The organism is Vibrio sp. AND4 (genome assembly GCF_000171815.1).
Lineage (GTDB): Bacteria > Pseudomonadota > Gammaproteobacteria > Enterobacterales > Vibrionaceae > Vibrio.
The window spans coordinates 458,145-472,974 of record NZ_ABGR01000002.1 but is presented as its reverse complement, the minus strand read 5'-3'; the positions used below and the strand labels follow the sequence as shown (position 1 = coordinate 472,974).

At 42.9% G+C, this 14,830-nt stretch carries 9 protein-coding genes; 3 read left to right on the top strand and 6 right to left on the bottom strand.

What is annotated here, in order from left to right; genetic code table 11:
* Nucleotides 1–544: 544 nt before the first annotated feature.
* Together AND4_RS04735 and AND4_RS04730 are read left to right on the top strand one after the other, a co-directional pair.
* Nucleotides 545–3,736, top strand: a complete 3,192-nt coding sequence (locus tag AND4_RS04735; RefSeq protein ID WP_043991455.1) for a hypothetical protein — start codon at nucleotides 545–547, stop codon at nucleotides 3,734–3,736.
* A 12-nt stretch (nucleotides 3,737–3,748) separates the two neighbouring features.
* The gene (locus AND4_RS04730) at nucleotides 3,749–6,652 is read left to right on the top strand and encodes a DUF637 domain-containing protein (RefSeq protein WP_186004044.1); all 2,904 of its coding nucleotides are present in this window, start codon (nucleotides 3,749–3,751) and stop codon (nucleotides 6,650–6,652) included.
* 11 nt (nucleotides 6,653–6,663) lie between these two features.
* Here AND4_RS04730 and AND4_RS04725 read toward each other — a convergent pair whose 3' ends face one another.
* The 6 genes from AND4_RS04725 to AND4_RS04700 all read right to left on the bottom strand — a co-directional run bounded on the left by AND4_RS04725 (nucleotide 6,664) and on the right by AND4_RS04700 (nucleotide 11,486).
* Nucleotides 6,664–7,056 carry a SulA-like leucine-rich domain-containing protein gene (locus AND4_RS04725; protein ID WP_009841766.1) on the bottom strand — a complete coding sequence of 131 codons (393 nt, stop codon included), beginning with the start codon at nucleotides 7,054–7,056 and terminating at the stop codon, nucleotides 6,664–6,666.
* A 564-nt stretch (nucleotides 7,057–7,620) separates the two neighbouring features.
* Nucleotides 7,621–7,809 (bottom strand): hypothetical protein, encoded by a 189-nt coding sequence (locus AND4_RS04720; protein WP_009841765.1) that lies wholly within the window; start codon nucleotides 7,807–7,809, stop codon nucleotides 7,621–7,623.
* A gap of 175 nt (nucleotides 7,810–7,984) precedes the next feature.
* Nucleotides 7,985–9,076 (bottom strand): J domain-containing protein, encoded by a 1,092-nt coding sequence (locus AND4_RS04715; protein ID WP_009841764.1) that lies wholly within the window; start codon nucleotides 9,074–9,076, stop codon nucleotides 7,985–7,987.
* Nucleotides 9,077–9,131: 55 nt separating this feature from the next.
* Complete coding sequence (locus tag AND4_RS04710; RefSeq protein WP_043991454.1) at nucleotides 9,132–9,800, bottom strand: OmpA family protein; 669 nt, start codon at nucleotides 9,798–9,800, stop codon at nucleotides 9,132–9,134.
* Between the two features lie 155 nt (nucleotides 9,801–9,955).
* A complete protein-coding gene (locus AND4_RS04705) occupies nucleotides 9,956–10,651 on the bottom strand; it encodes a DUF2786 domain-containing protein (RefSeq protein ID WP_009841762.1) in 696 nt (231 codons plus the stop codon).
* Nucleotides 10,652–10,802: 151 nt separating this feature from the next.
* Complete coding sequence (locus AND4_RS04700) at nucleotides 10,803–11,486, bottom strand: DUF3334 family protein (protein WP_009841761.1); 684 nt, start codon at nucleotides 11,484–11,486, stop codon at nucleotides 10,803–10,805.
* Between the two features lie 258 nt (nucleotides 11,487–11,744).
* On the opposite strand from AND4_RS04700, the gene AND4_RS04695 reads away from it, so the two are divergent.
* Complete coding sequence (locus AND4_RS04695; RefSeq protein ID WP_009841760.1) at nucleotides 11,745–14,780, top strand: FAD-binding and (Fe-S)-binding domain-containing protein; 3,036 nt, start codon at nucleotides 11,745–11,747, stop codon at nucleotides 14,778–14,780.
* The last annotated feature ends 50 nt before the right edge of the window (nucleotides 14,781–14,830 follow it).

Genomic DNA, 14,830 nt, shown 5'->3' with positions numbered 1-14,830 from the left:
TATAAAGAAGTTTTTTTAATGCCTGGTCAGCAAACGTTATGATTTGGATTAACAGTCTTTTAATAAGAAGGGAATATAGACTAAGGTTCTTATTTTAGTTTTACGATAAATTATTTAGATTATTATTAACTTTGAGTGGAAAAACGTTATTTTGTTTATGGCACTGCTATTGGCTAAATTGTCGAAATAAGTTGTGCATATGATTTATTGTCAATATTAAAAATATGAATGTGGTATGGTTTTTGTTTGTGCTTTGTTAAAACTTTGGTTTTATTTTACATTCAAGTGTGTATGATACTCCGCTAATGTTGAAAGTCAGTTGGTAGTCTTGATAAAAATTACAATAACGTAGTTGGTCCAAACGGTGCGTCGAATATTAATTTCGCCTATTCATAAAATTAGAAGTGTTTATTAAATAAGTGAGATAAAAGTAATTAAAAATGTTGTTTTTATTTTATTATCAGTCCTTTAATTTGTAATTAATAGAAAATGTTATTACCAAGTATCACAATAATTAGTTAGTCTGACATTATAAAGGCTTAATATGGAAATGAAGTCGGTTAGAAAATCAGTAAAATTTGCACTTATTTCTCTCCTTTCGGCGAGTTTATTTACGGGCCACGCATTGGCATCGAGTTTTGGTCTATCCAATAGGACCGATACTCAGGTGCGCCAGAATTCGTCGAGCAACTTTGATATTTTGGTGCCTGCGAAGGCGAAAAATGGTATTTCCTATAATGTGTTCAGTAAGTTTGAGTTAAGTCGTAAGCCTCTTACCATAGTCAATACTGACGATACTTCAGGTGGCATCCGAGGCACAGGCAAAGCAGATTTAATCGTCATTGAATCCAACAATATCTCCTTAAAAAACCAGTTTACTATTCTTGGTCCGTCAGCCGATATTCTGTTTATTACACGTAGTGCAAGCGGCAAGCTATCTTGTGAGCAGTGTAGTTTCGATAATGTTGGCCGCGTGACAATGGCTGCCGCGACACCAAGTTATGCTCCGAACGCAAAAACCATTAATAGTGTTGGCGATTTAACCACTGTCGGAGGCGGCAAAGTCTCAGTAAAAGGATTGGTGTCGCCAGGTCTTCAGTCACTGGAATTGATTGCTGAAAATATGGATACCTCAGGCATCATTGATACTAACTTACGTGCAAACAATCATTCTGAATCAGGGATGATAATCGCCGAGCGGGGCAGTGAGGTAGTAGGTGCGGGCGGTATCAACATGTTTACTGGCCGTCTTAAAGTCAGCTACGCAGATTTAGCTGTTAGGGCTGCGACATTGAGCACGGCTTGGTCGACGATCAAAGGAAAATTTCGTGCAGCCACTATTACGATTGCGAGCCCAAATAATATTGCAATAGATGCGGACATGAGCACCATGTCGGATGCTCTTAGCACCAGTCAACATCACGGTAAACTTTATGCCCCAGAAGAAGGTATTTTTGTCCAGAGTTTGGGCAAATATAAGCGCTCGAGTCAGCAAAATATCCATATCAATGCTAACGCTCGATTGGCCAGCGACAATCACCTGTCGTTAAAAAGCTCGAGCACAATACGCATATTAAATCAGGGCAACAAGCAAGCGAAAGTGATTGGTGGTGATATAACGTTGATTGCTCGTAATGACGTGCACCAACAGGGTTATATCATTGCAGACGACGTAAAAATCTCTGCAAACCAGTTCATCAACAATGGCGTGGTGGAATCGGCAAGTATTGATGTTCAGACGGAAAAGTCCATCTATAACAGCTTTGGCGGCAAAGTGTTGGGCAAGAATGTGACACTTTACTCAAAGTCTGGAGCGGTAATTAATGGTTCTCGCGCAGATAAAACAGTGTACCTTGATGACGCATTAACCATTGGCGGTGAAGGGTATGAGGTCAACAAACAGTTTGGTATTTTGCAGTCTTTAAAAGAACTTTCGGTAATAAAGACAGCAATTGGCGCCAGTACTGTGTCAGCTTCCATTTTTGCGGATAATATAAACATACAGGCGAAAAGGATTGAAAACATCAATCCGTATCATCTTGTGAAAACCAACAGTGTCAACTGGGATGCGGGTATTCGTGTTGATGGAATTAAAGCCAACCAAGTCGCGATTGAGGCAGAGCGAAGTCTGAAACTAAGAGCTAGCGAATATGTCCTTAACTCTTCCGCTATTATCGGCCTAAACAGTGATGGCGAATTCTTGGTTAACTCACCAGTATTTAGTAACGAGCGTTACGAAATCAGTTTTGAGTCTTATCCTTACCGTATTGTTGAATACAGCAGTGACAACAATAAAAAAGATATGTCCAACTACAAGTATGGAACAGAAACAAAAATCTTGACTTACTCACCGCCGGGGCGCGTTTACTCATTTGGTGACTTCCAGTTTAGTCGTGGTGGAACAAACGACGTGAAAGAAATGGAAAACAGTAAGCTATTTAATAAAGTCTCATATTTGCAAATTTTTAAAGATTCGAGTTTCTTTAACAGTGACATCAAAAGTATCAGTTTAGCTATTGGAAGCAATTACACTAAATATGATTTTAAAGGTGTCACGGATTGCTTGAAATATCAAAAATGTAATCTTAAAGATGTTATGACTCGTACTGATTTAGAAAACTTGTTGTCTCTTAAAGGTAATGTTTCAGGGGTTAAAGGACAATTAAATAGTGAGGTTGAATTAACCGTTGCGAACATAGAGCCACTATTTCTGGATGTCAAAAAAATCATAAATAATATAGTGTCTAACTATGTCGAAAAAAACAAAGTTAGTCTAGAAGACTACTTTAATATCAACAATAAAAGTCCTTATGGTAGCATTGGTTTTTTTAATGACCTTACTGATTATGAGTTTCAACTTCATGATTTATCAAGAATAGGAGACTATGTCGAAGGAAAAGTACGGCTTTGTTATACCTTAAAAAAAGAATATCACAGTGAGGCATGGGCTGAAGCTTTTAAAGAGAAGACGTGTCACCAGAATCACAAGAAGTTAAAAGAAAACTGGAAATTAATATACGATGAATTATTAGCAAAAAGAAAATTTGGCAGTACGGGTTATACACTTAGCCAGTTGGAGGAAGCTGCAGAAAGATATTTGAGTTTCACTTTTGGTACATTTAAAACAGTAAAAGAAGCTGAAGAATATGAAAGAGCAAGACTCAATGTAGGCTTAAGTACTCCTGATGGGGCTTATTCTTTCCTTCGATCTTACACTTGGTTTATTATCGACACATCCGGTGATGAAACCGTAAATATTATAGCTAAATCTAATCGTATAGAAATTGCTTACAGGGTATTTTTCTCTTTTTACTCACCTTCCTCTGGTATGACTCCGGATGATGAAGGGATCTCTCATAAGAAAGTACAGTTAGAACTGGGTGTATTGGAAAAGTTCATTAATCATAACTCTCTAGGTGAAGAGATAAAGAACAAAAATATAGCATTGACGAAAACACAACAGATTACAGCAATCAACAACTTGTTGCGAACAATAACACCAGAAGGAAGTAAGCAGCCGATAGTAGCTGATGATGAGGAAAAATTTTCTCGAATTATTGTTTATGAATCTCATGAGGTTAACGGTAGTAATGTGAAGGTTAATTTCAAGAGAATATATCCGAGATTGATCTTGGGTGGACCAGGTAACTATTCAAGAAATAAATTGGAATATAAAAAAGTAAACGAATCAATTGTCGTTACTCAGGGACAGTTAAGTCACTACCTTGATAAATAAATGGGTTTGAAAATGGATAATATTGAAAATATGGCGGACCTATCATCTCCTTTATGGCAAAAGTGCACGTCAAACCTATTAAGCTTTATCATGCTAGGACAAATTGTTTTCCCTGGTTTCGCGAATGCGATGGAGTTGATAAACGACGGAACTAATACCGCTAATGTAAACGCGCCTCCTCAGTTTTCTCGCGTTTATGACCGAGAACGTCAGTCTGGAAAAGCGCATTATGTCACCAGCAATCAGGTTGAAAAGGCTCAAGACCTAGTGTCGTTTCACAAAGTTCTGTTGAACGATAGTAAATTAGGTTTGTCCGAACCACTGATGACCGAGAAAACAGTAGGTGATAATACGGTTATTTTCCCGGTTTATCCGGTTGATAAAATAATCGGTGACAAGTTCGTACAAGCCCGCTTAATTCGTATGCAAATGCAACGCGCGATTGATCGCTTAATCTTACCAAAAATGACCATTTATCAGTCGGGTTCAAACCAAATGAGTCCTAAGACTGAAAAGGAACAGATTGATTACCTTTACCAAAACGCCGAAAGTTTTGCGGCAAAATATTCCGTCAAATACGGTCAAAAGGCAACTCGACAGCAAGTAAATTCTTTCGCGCATGACTTTGTTTGGCCAGAACTGCGCAATATTAATGGCGAGCAAGTACTGATTCCCGTGTTGCACTTAACTGATGCGACCATTAGTCATGCAAAAGTAGGGGAGCACAGAGTTGAAGATAGGAGGGATGACGCCAAAGTCCGTAATATCACGGTTAATTCGGGGGCTCTACTGACACGTCGAAACGCCTTCCTCAATACAACAGGGGTTCTCTCTGTCGGCGAACATGTAGACAAAGACTTAAATCTAAATGGCAGAGGGACGTCATTTAATACGGATAGTGTCGAAGTTTCTAAAGGTAATGTTGAACTTATCGCAGGCCAGTATCTTCAAAAAACGGTGGTACACCGATTTGCGCCCAAGTATGAGCGAAGGGCACGTTTAGGACAAATTGCTGAAGTTAATGCCGATAGCACGATTTTTATTCAGGCCTCTGGTGATATTAAGATTCAGGGTTCTGATATGCCTGTGAGTGTTCACAAGTTAAGTGCGGATAGGAGTATTCAGGTTCTAAGCCAAAATACAATTGATTCTAGAAATGAGTGGGTCGGTGGCTATTACGAGAGAGACTCATTCCTTGAACACTATGGCTCCAAACTAGAAGCAATAGACATCATTTTCCTGATGGCGTCTGGGCAGGTGGAAGTAAACGCTTCGGAGTTGATTAACAATGATGTTGCGTTGTCAATTCTTGCTTCTCAAGGAGTACATATCCTTAACAGCTTTGAACAATACCAATCCTCCAAAAGCGGTAAGGTGCGCAGAACCTCTCTGCAAGAGAGTCAATTCCAATCAATCGCGATTCGTGCTGCTCTTGAAGAAGGCAAGAGCGTCGTCATTGCATCTGACATTGGGGATATTAAGTTAAAAGGGGTCAATCTGACCTCTCAAGAAGGCGCGGAGATATCTGCGCAACACGGAAAGGTAAACCTACTTCTTGCAAAGGAACAGGATCACTTCTTCGAGCAGAAAGCTGATAAAAATTTCTGGCGAGTTAAGACGACCACAGTTAACAGTAAGAACGACAATGCCGTTTATGAAAGCATAGTTGGTGGTGTCAATATTCATGCTGCCAAAGGTTTAACGCTTGAACTGGGAATGAGCGATAATCAAACATTGGATGAGGTATTTGATCAGTTCCGAAAAGCCCCAGATCTTCGTTGGATGGCCGAATTGTATGATGATCCAGATTATCGTCACAACGCGGAGTTGGTTTATAGAAAGCTGGTTCAAATAAACCAAAAAGACACCTCGCTTGCACTAGGTGTAGGTCCGATGGCAATGATTTCTATCGCCGTTGCTATTGAAATGAGGCCTGGCGGGAGAGCCCCAATTGGTGGCTTAGAGGATGCCATATTTGTTGGTTTGAAGGCGATTGAAATGGCCATTGTAACTTCGGTTATCAGTTCAGTGGCCGCCGATAATAGTTCAGATGATGCACTAGAAACTTTGATTGAAAAGGAATACCTAAGATCGTTAGCGACTTCAGTGATTACAGCCGGAGCAATGAATTATCTGCAAACGCAAGGTTTAACTTTCTTCGAACAAGGGGCTGGAATCAGTAACTCATTGGATCCTGCTGTTTTGGCTCAGCAAGCTGGTGATGTTGTTATTCAGTCAGCCGTGAGATCGGGTATACAGACTATTATCAACGGCGATGGCTACAAAGGTTTCTTCGACGGCTGGAAAAAATCTGCGATGCATATGGCCATTTCAAAGCTTGGCGCCAACGTCGCGAATAAGATTGCCTCGTTAACTAGTGAGGGGCGTTTTAATGAGGCTATGCGTTATGTTTCTCATGCTGCGCTAGGGTGTGCGCTCGGTGTTGCGAAAGACGAAATCAATGATGCCGATGATCGCAACAGGGTCTGTACCAGAGGCTCGATTGGTGGTGTTATTGGCGAGGTTGCCCCGTTCATTTATAGCGATGATTTGCTTAGTGATGAGCAAAGAAAAATGTTAAATGCGATGAAGGCACTAGGGCTACCTTATGAAGTTGACATGGAAAACTTGCCGGCTGTTCAACGTGATGCGGTAAGGAAGAAGCTTGAACAGCTTAAATATTCACCTACTCCAGAGGATTTTAAAAACATTAAAATCATTGCTGGTAACTCTGTCAACGCTACCAAGTTATCTGCTGGCCTTACTGCAATGCTAGCTGGCCTTGACGTTAACATTGTTGACAATACAGCTGGAAATACAGCACAAGACAAGTTTTTACCTTTAATTCTGTTATTGGTCGAAGTAATTACAAACAAAAAAAGCCTCCTTGAAGGAGGCAAGATGCAGGATGGATAACGTCGATCTTGTTAGTGGTACTTGTTCACTCTGCCTTCGACGAAAAAGACTTCACACTGATAGCGTTGAGCAATATCGCGGAGCATGGCTTGATTCATTAATGCGATCTTGCTTGATGCGACAACGGCGCTGGCGTTACCAGACTGAATAGCTTTAATCACGATTTCGACTTCAGAAAGCTGTTGAGACGGCTTGATCTGAATAATATTTTGACAGCGGATGTGAGAAGCAGAAAGTTGCTCAAAATCAGGGCGAGGGCACTCAGCGGTAAACAGGATCCACTGCTGTTGTTGCGACAAAACGGCCAACTTAGAAAGCAGTTGGTCAGATACGACCATAGGCTGGGTTGCCTGCGCTAATACGTTGTAACGAGAGTATGTATGAGATTGAGTTTGTAACTGCATCTTACTGTTCCTTTATACATGCTGTATGCTTATACAGTAGTTTGTTTTTAATGCCTGATCAACCAATTTTTATAATTTGGATTGAAATTTTTTACTCACGTTACATATGTATTTTAATTCAAGGGTATGAAAATAAAGGTTTTATCTGTTTATTTTGATAAGTTTATAAATGATGAGAAAATGTGAGCTCTGCCGTGTTTCTCTGTCCTTTGTACAGGTGAGCATTACTGTATAAACAGTGTTAGATGAGGGGGATACAGTGGTTTTTGATTGTTCAGGGCGTGCTTTTTCTGAAACGGTGGAGGGGATTTAAGAATAAATCAGCAGTGAGTGATTTGCTGCGTGCTCATTGGAGTGAACGATAGACTGGGTGTGAGTTTCTCTTTTATTGAGCCCCATTTAAAGCGATCCCCCGTCTTAAACGAATCTCTTCCTAAAGCAATCTCTTCTCAAAGTTATCTCGCTTCAAACTAAGCAATGTTGTTGGCCGGATAAGCGGCAACATGGATCAAAAAAGCGCCTACTAAAGAGGCGCCTTTGAAAATCCGTTCCATTGATTAATTTTTATTGGCTTGCTCGCTGAGCCATGCGCTCACGCATTTTTAATTCACCTTGATTGAATAGGCGCACATCGATTTTTGCGATGTCGTAGCAATCTTCGCAAGACCTGTGGTATTTGCCATCTAAGTAATCATGGCGAGTGACAAAGCTAAGTTTTTTACACCAGTCACAGGTGCCTTCTTCAGTGAACATTGATTTTCTCCCCACCTAGATAAATAAGAGTCGTTAGGTGTTATTTTCGACGCGTATTATTGCACACAAAAGATGATCGGGTTAAATGTCCGTTAATTGGTTTGAGAGGGAGATCGATTGCGAGCTTCAATGTTTGAGGGTAAAAGCTCGCAGGTTGATGACACGTAACGGGCCTTTATGCTTTTGTCATATTCTGTGAGAGTAATTTAAACGCTTGGTTCAAACGCTTCATCTCTTCTTCTGTTCCCCTTGTATCAGGGTGATAGAGCTTTGATAACTGTTTATAGCGTAATCTCACCGCTTTACTGTCTGGAATGCTGAGTGGGGTATAGCCAAACATGGCGCAAGCGATCAGAAGTTTTTGGTTATCAGACTGGGATCTAATTTTCTTAAACTCTTTAAATACCTTTTCAAGTTGTCGTTTAAGCTGCTTGTTTACAAATGTCAGCTCTTTCACTTGAGTCTCTAATTGCTGAGATTTAGCGGTCTCACTTTCTGCGAACGATTTCGATTTTTGCGTGCGTATGCGATAACCCAATGCGCCACCGATCAGTATCAAAACCACAGCCAACACACCAGCGACATACCAGATCTTAGCATCCTCAGCGTTTAGCTCCTGTTGGGGGGCGACTGTGTTTTGGCGCTCTGTATCCGATGCTCTTTTGTCGAGTTCAATAATTTCAGAAACCTGTTTTTCTCTGAGTCGATTAAAGCGATCTTCTAAAAACTGGCTGTAGGCGTGCTCCGCTTGAGGGTTTTTTAGTGCAGCCAATTGATACCAAGCCTCCACCAGTTCAGAGTTTGAAATGCCAGCTTGATGGTGCTGAATAAAATTCGCTAATAGGTAACCTCGGTCAGTCGGATCACTTAACGCGACAGAAGTAAACCAATAGATCGCCTGAGTGTCGTTGATACTGCCATTGAGGCCACGCGCGTAATCCTCTGCTAGTTGCTTTTGAGCGGGCAAATAGCCTTGAAGTGCCGATTGCTCTAGCCAATAACGAGCATCATTCGTTGACTCTTGGTCACGGTCTTGCGTCAGTTGTTGTGCGAGAGCGAATTGCGTTTCTGGTTGGATTGGGTTTTGGGAAGCAAAACCAGTATTAGTGGCGTTCGTGCTGTCGGTTGTCAGGGCACTGTCTGTTATTAAGGAACTGTCGGCAGCAAGGGTGCTCGCGGTAACAAAGATACTACTGGCTAAAAAGGCACTTAGGGTGAGGGAAACGGTGTTGGTTCTAAAAAACATGGGACGTATCAGGTCTAGCATACTTCGCTAGACCTGCTCCGGTAATTATTGTTATTACCGATATGGTGCTATCAAATTACTTCAGTGGCAAGATCTGGATCTCAACTCTGCGGTTGCAAGCACGGCCATCAGAAGTTTGGTTCGAGCAAATTGGGTTGCGCTCACCGTAGCCACGAGCGATGGCGCGACCTGCTGCAACGTTTTGTGAAACGAGGTACTGACGTACTGATTCGGCGCGACGCTCGGACAGTGTTTGGTTGTAAGAATCGCTGCCAGTGCTGTCTGTGTAGCCGTCAATCACTAGGCTTGTATCTGGGTATTCCACTAGGATTCGAGCCACGCCACGTAATGTATTGTGGATGCTTGAATCGAGTTGGTAAGAGCTTGAAGTAAAGCCAATGCCGTTTTCCATACGTAACAGCAGTTGGTTTTCGCCAACACGCTCAACTTGCACGCCTGAGTTAAGAAGAGCACGACGCAGTTCCGCTTCTTGTTGGTCGAAGTAGTAACCCACACCCGCGCCTGTTGCACCGCCCGCAGCAGCACCAATTAAAGCACCTTTACGGCGCTCTTTTGCATTATCTCCAACCGCTAGACCAATTGCAGCACCCGCAATCGCACCGATAAGCGCACCTTGAGTAGTTGAGTTTGTTTCGTATTCACCTGTGGTTGCGTTTTGGCGTTGTGTTGCTTGACAGCCAGTCAGTGCCAGCACTAGTGCGAGCGCAATAGACATCTTTTTCAAGGAAAAATCTCCGTATAAGGCGAGGCGCAACGACGCCTCATGATGGGGTGTGAATTATGAAATAGAAAATATTGATATTTGTTATGGTAACGTCAGGCAATAATAACTTTGTTCGCTTTTTCTGATGGTTGGTGATTTGGTAACCAGTCCGATGGTTATTTAGAAGTATCTCCTAACATTTTCTGGGCTTGCCCACCGTCAACACCGCGGTTAACGGACACTTTACGGCCTTTTTTTAAGCCAACTTCATAGTCTGCCGTTATGTTCTTCATTGCTTCTTTGAGTTGTTTCTTGAACGTCTCGCGATCGATATTTTTGAATTCTTTATCAATATAATTGTTGATTTTGTTTGCTGACTCTTCGTCAGGCGAGATCACAGGCAGCTTTTCGAGCGCGCCCTCTACCCAACCAGATACGAATGAGTTGACACGCCGAGTGACTTCCATAGAGGAGGTGCCAGAGCCAGAAAAGCTATTGCGGAATTGTCCGGTGCTCTCATTGAGCTCACGATAGACAATATCAAAAGCAAAGGCCGCGAAAATGGCACGGTCAGCCTCACCGATGAACTCGACACGTTTAAGCCCTTTGTGGTTCAGAAGAACCGCTTCAACACCAAACTTGGTGTTAATGCCACGAATCACTCTCAGTAGAGTTGAGCTGATGCTGGCTGGCAGCAAATGCGAAGATTGAGTTTTCCCCATTTTGATAAACTCAATATCATCTTTGTCCAAACCATATTTCAGCATGAGACGGTGCGCCATCTTGATAGCGTTGGCTGCCTCATTCACGTTGGCGGAATTACCTAGTTCTAAGCACTTGGCAATTTTTTTTAGAGCTTTTTGTTTATCCATCGACGACCAGTACCGAGAACGGAAAATTTAAGAAGTCGAGCATGTTACCTTTTTTGAGACAAAAACGGAATAACGATGGTAAGAGAATTCGTACAGAAAAAAGAAAGCCCCTTATAAAAAGGGGCTTTGGAGAGGTGGGTATCAACAGAAATTACAGTCCGAGTTGATCGAGTAGATCGTCTGCATCATTCTTATTATCCGCTGACTCAACCAGTTTTTTTTCTTCCATACTTTTGCGAGTTGCTTCAAGAATGTCGTCTGGGTTTTCGTCTTCTGTTACCTCAAACTCTTCTAATTGAATGAATTCGGTTTTGTCCATAGCAAGTTCAAGATAGAAGATATTGTTGTCTGCGGTTGAAAACGTAACGCGGTGCGCTTGTGGACGATCGAGATTGGTATCGACTTGCAGATTCACTTGTTTGTTGAGTGACAGCATCTTTGGTTGATTCTGAGTGATGTTGGTGTGCAGTTCTTTGCGGATCTTGTTAGTGAAATCTCCAACGAACTGGTTCATCAGTTCACCCAGAACATCACCCACTTCATCTGAGGTATGAGTGATGGCTAATTCTTCTTCTGGCATGCCCATGTTACGCATGTAGTTGGTGTAGAGCTCGAGGGCCGCTTTCGCGGTAAAATTAATCACAACTAGGCCGCTGAAACCGCCATCAAACAGCACAAAGCAACCAAAGTCTGGCTTGAGGCTGGTTTTATTGATCCTTTGCACCATTGCAGAGTAGTTAATTTGGGAAGAGGTTGCCGAAGTAAGAACGCCAGAAACCGACTGGCAAAGTTTTAGAAGGATATCTTCATTGGTTATGACTTTATTTTTTTTCATTCTTGGGGCTCATATTGAAAAGCAATTTCCCCCCCAATGTAAGCTATTAAGCCTTCAAAAATAAAGTATAAGTTTAAATTTTGCATCGAGATTCAGATTTGACCGCTTTTTTAAATGTTGTAAAGTGACATAATTCATAGAAAACAACTTTAATCTCGCTTTTCCTAGGTCATTGACTGTTGGATGTGAAGATGTAAGTGGTTGAAAATTACACAACCCGCAAGCTGATTGGATCAGCGTATTAGGGGCAGGAAGCAAATGTTACCAAGATTACACTCACAAACGAATGTCGACCCTCTTGTTCTTAGTTTTCTTAAAGAACTGGAGCACTCTGGGTTCACTGGCGATATTGAAAGCCAGTATTCCAGTCGTCTCGCAGTAGCCACAGACAATAGTGTTTATCAGCAACTTCCTCAGGCTGTTGTCCACCCCAAAACCACCCAAGACGTTTCGCTCATTGGTAAATTGAGCAACAAAGAGGCGTATGAACGGATTACGTTCTCTCCTCGAGGTGGTGGTACGGGCACCAACGGGCAGTCTCTAACGAAAGGCATTGTGGTGGATTTATCTCGCCATATGAACAAAGTGTTGGAAGTAAATGAAAAAGAGGGCTGGGTTCGAGTTCAAACCGGTGTGGTCAAGGATCAACTCAATGATGCTGTTCGGCCCTATGGCTATTTCTTCTCTCCAGACTTATCGACCAGCAACCGTGCCACTATTGGCGGCATGATTAACACAGATGCGTCTGGCCAAGGCTCACTGAAATACGGTAAAACGTCCGATCACGTGCTCTCGCTACAAGCCGTGTTCGCCGATGGTTCTATTTTGGAATCGGATCTTTCCCATGGTTTGCCGAGTGAAGGTGAGTTTGCCGATACCGCAATGCGGGTAACTGAATCTGTATGCCGTGACAAACGTCAGCAAATTAACGACAAGTTTCCCCCTTTAAACCGATTTTTGACTGGTTACGACCTTAAGAATGCACTTGACGAGGAAACAGACAGCTTCGACATAACGCGAGTCCTTTGTGGAGCAGAGGGCTCATTGGCGTTCATAACCGAAGCTAAACTCAACTTAACCCGTATCCCTAAAGCGCGGACCTTAGTTAACGTTAAATACAATAGTTTTGATTCGGCATTGCGCAACGCGCCATTTATGGTCGAGGCGAATGCGCTTTCGGTTGAAACCGTTGATTCAAGAGTACTTAACCTCGCGAAACAAGACATTGTCTGGCACACCGTCAGCGACCTGATTACCGATGTTCCCAACAAAGAAATGCTTGGGATTAATATGGTGGAATACGCCGGACAAGACGAAGAAGAGGTGGTTCGTCAAGTCGATTTCTTAACGGCCAAGCTTGATAGAATGTTAGAGACCGAAGAGGCAGGGATCATCGGCTATCAAGTGTGTCGTGATGTCGCGAGTATTAGTCGTATTTACAATATGCGTAAGAAAGCCGTGGGTTTGTTGGGTGCGGCCAAAGGTCGCGCTAAGCCCGTTGCATTTGCTGAAGACACCTGTGTGCCTCCAGAGAACTTAGCGGACTTTATTGTTGAGTTTCGCGAATTACTCGACGCAAAATCACTAAACTATGGCATGTTTGGTCACGTTGATGCGGGGGTACTACACGTTCGACCTGCACTAGATCTATGCGATCCTCATCAAGAAAGCTTAATGCATCAAATCTCGGATGAGGTGGTTAAGTTGGTGGCGAAATACGGTGGTCTGATGTGGGGGGAACACGGTAAAGGTTTCCGTTCCGAGTACGGCCCGGAGTTCTTCGGCGCAGAACTCTTTACGGAATTGCGCCGTGTGAAAGCCGCTTTTGACCCGCACAACAAAATGAATCCAGGCAAGATCTGTACGCCGCTGAATAGCGATGCTGAGCTTGTTAAAATTACCGACACAAAACGCGGCTATTTCGATCGCCAAATTGATGTACAGGTACGTGATAGCTTCAAGCAAGCAATGGAGTGTAACGGCAACGGTTTATGCTTTAATTACGACACCAGTTCGCCAATGTGTCCTTCTATGAAAGTCACCGCAGACCGTCGCCATTCACCAAAAGGCCGTGCGGGTTTGGTGAGAGAATGGTTACGCCAGCTAACAGAGCAGGGCATTGACATTCTTGATACTGAGCAGCAAACGCTGGAAAACAAAACATCGATCAAAACCATGATCGATCGTGTGCGTCACACCATGAATCGTCGTCACGAGTATGACTTCTCCCACGAGGTGTTTGAAGCGCTGAATGGCTGTCTCGCATGTAAAGCGTGTGCGAGCCAATGTCCAATCAAAGTTGATGTACCGAGTTTTCGCTCACGCTTCCTTAACCTTTATCACTCACGATACCAACGTCCGGCAAAAGACTATTTGGTATCGAATATTGAATCCATGCTGCCGTTATTGGCGAGAGCGCCACGTATTGTAAATAGCGTGCTTGAGCAATCTTGGGTGCAAAGCTTAACGGCATCGACCGTGGGGTATATTGATGCGCCGCTGCTGTCGGTGCCGACTCTGAAAGAGCGAGTAGAGACATTAACCACGGCTTATGACTTACAAGCCTTGAGCGTTTTATCTTCTGAAGACAAACATAAGCATGTACTGATTGTGCAAGACCCCTTCACCAGCTACTACGATGCCGAGGTGGTGGAAGACTTCATTAAGCTTGTCAAAAAACTGGGTATGGCGCCTGTTTTATTACCATTTAAACCGAATGGCAAAGCACAGCATGTCAAAGGTTTTTTGCGTCAGTTTAAGGACACCGCGAAAGATACGGCTAAGTTTTTGGAAATGGTTGCGGGTTTAGGTATCCCTATGGTGGGTGTCGACCCCGCATTGGTCTTGTGTTATCGCGATGAGTACGTTGAAATTTTGGGTAGCAAGCGCGGTGATTTCGATGTTCTCACTGCTCATGAGTGGCTTTACCCAAAGCTGCATGAGTTCGACGCTCTTGAATCGAAAGAGCAAAAACCTTGGTATTTGTTCGCTCATTGTACCGAGAAGACTAAAATGCCAAATGCCGAGAAAGAATGGGGCGCTATTTTCGCTCACTTTGGGGCGGTCTTGAATACGGTGCCAGTTGGTTGCTGCGGTATGGCGGGGACATTTGGTCATGAGGTCGACAAATTGTCTATATCACGTGACATTTATGAGCTGAGCTGGAAGCCAAATTTGGATAATTTCGACAATGATCGCTGCTTAATTACAGGGTATTCTTGCCGAAGCCAAGTAAAACGGTTTGATGGGGTGAAGCCTAAACACCCGGTTCAAGCCCTGCTTACCTTGATATAAAAATAAGAAAAGCCCAGCGAGACTTAAGTCGCTGGGCTTTTTAGGATTTG

What these genes read in the sequence shown, in the direction of transcription:
- AND4_RS04735 (WP_043991455.1), top strand. Translation starts at nt 545, where the DNA reads ATGGAAATGAAGTCGGTTAGAAAATCAGTAAAATTTGCACTTATTTCT.
- AND4_RS04730 (WP_186004044.1), top strand. Translation starts at nt 3,749, where the DNA reads ATGGATAATATTGAAAATATGGCGGACCTATCATCTCCTTTATGGCAA.
- AND4_RS04725 (WP_009841766.1), bottom strand. Translation starts at nt 7,056, where the DNA reads ATGCAGTTACAAACTCAATCTCATACATACTCTCGTTACAACGTATTA.
- AND4_RS04720 (WP_009841765.1), bottom strand. Translation starts at nt 7,809, where the DNA reads ATGTTCACTGAAGAAGGCACCTGTGACTGGTGTAAAAAACTTAGCTTT.
- AND4_RS04715 (WP_009841764.1), bottom strand. Translation starts at nt 9,076, where the DNA reads ATGCTAGACCTGATACGTCCCATGTTTTTTAGAACCAACACCGTTTCC.
- AND4_RS04705 (WP_009841762.1), bottom strand. Translation starts at nt 10,651, where the DNA reads ATGGATAAACAAAAAGCTCTAAAAAAAATTGCCAAGTGCTTAGAACTA.
- AND4_RS04700 (WP_009841761.1), bottom strand. Translation starts at nt 11,486, where the DNA reads ATGAAAAAAAATAAAGTCATAACCAATGAAGATATCCTTCTAAAACTT.
- AND4_RS04695 (WP_009841760.1), top strand. Translation starts at nt 11,745, where the DNA reads ATGTTACCAAGATTACACTCACAAACGAATGTCGACCCTCTTGTTCTT.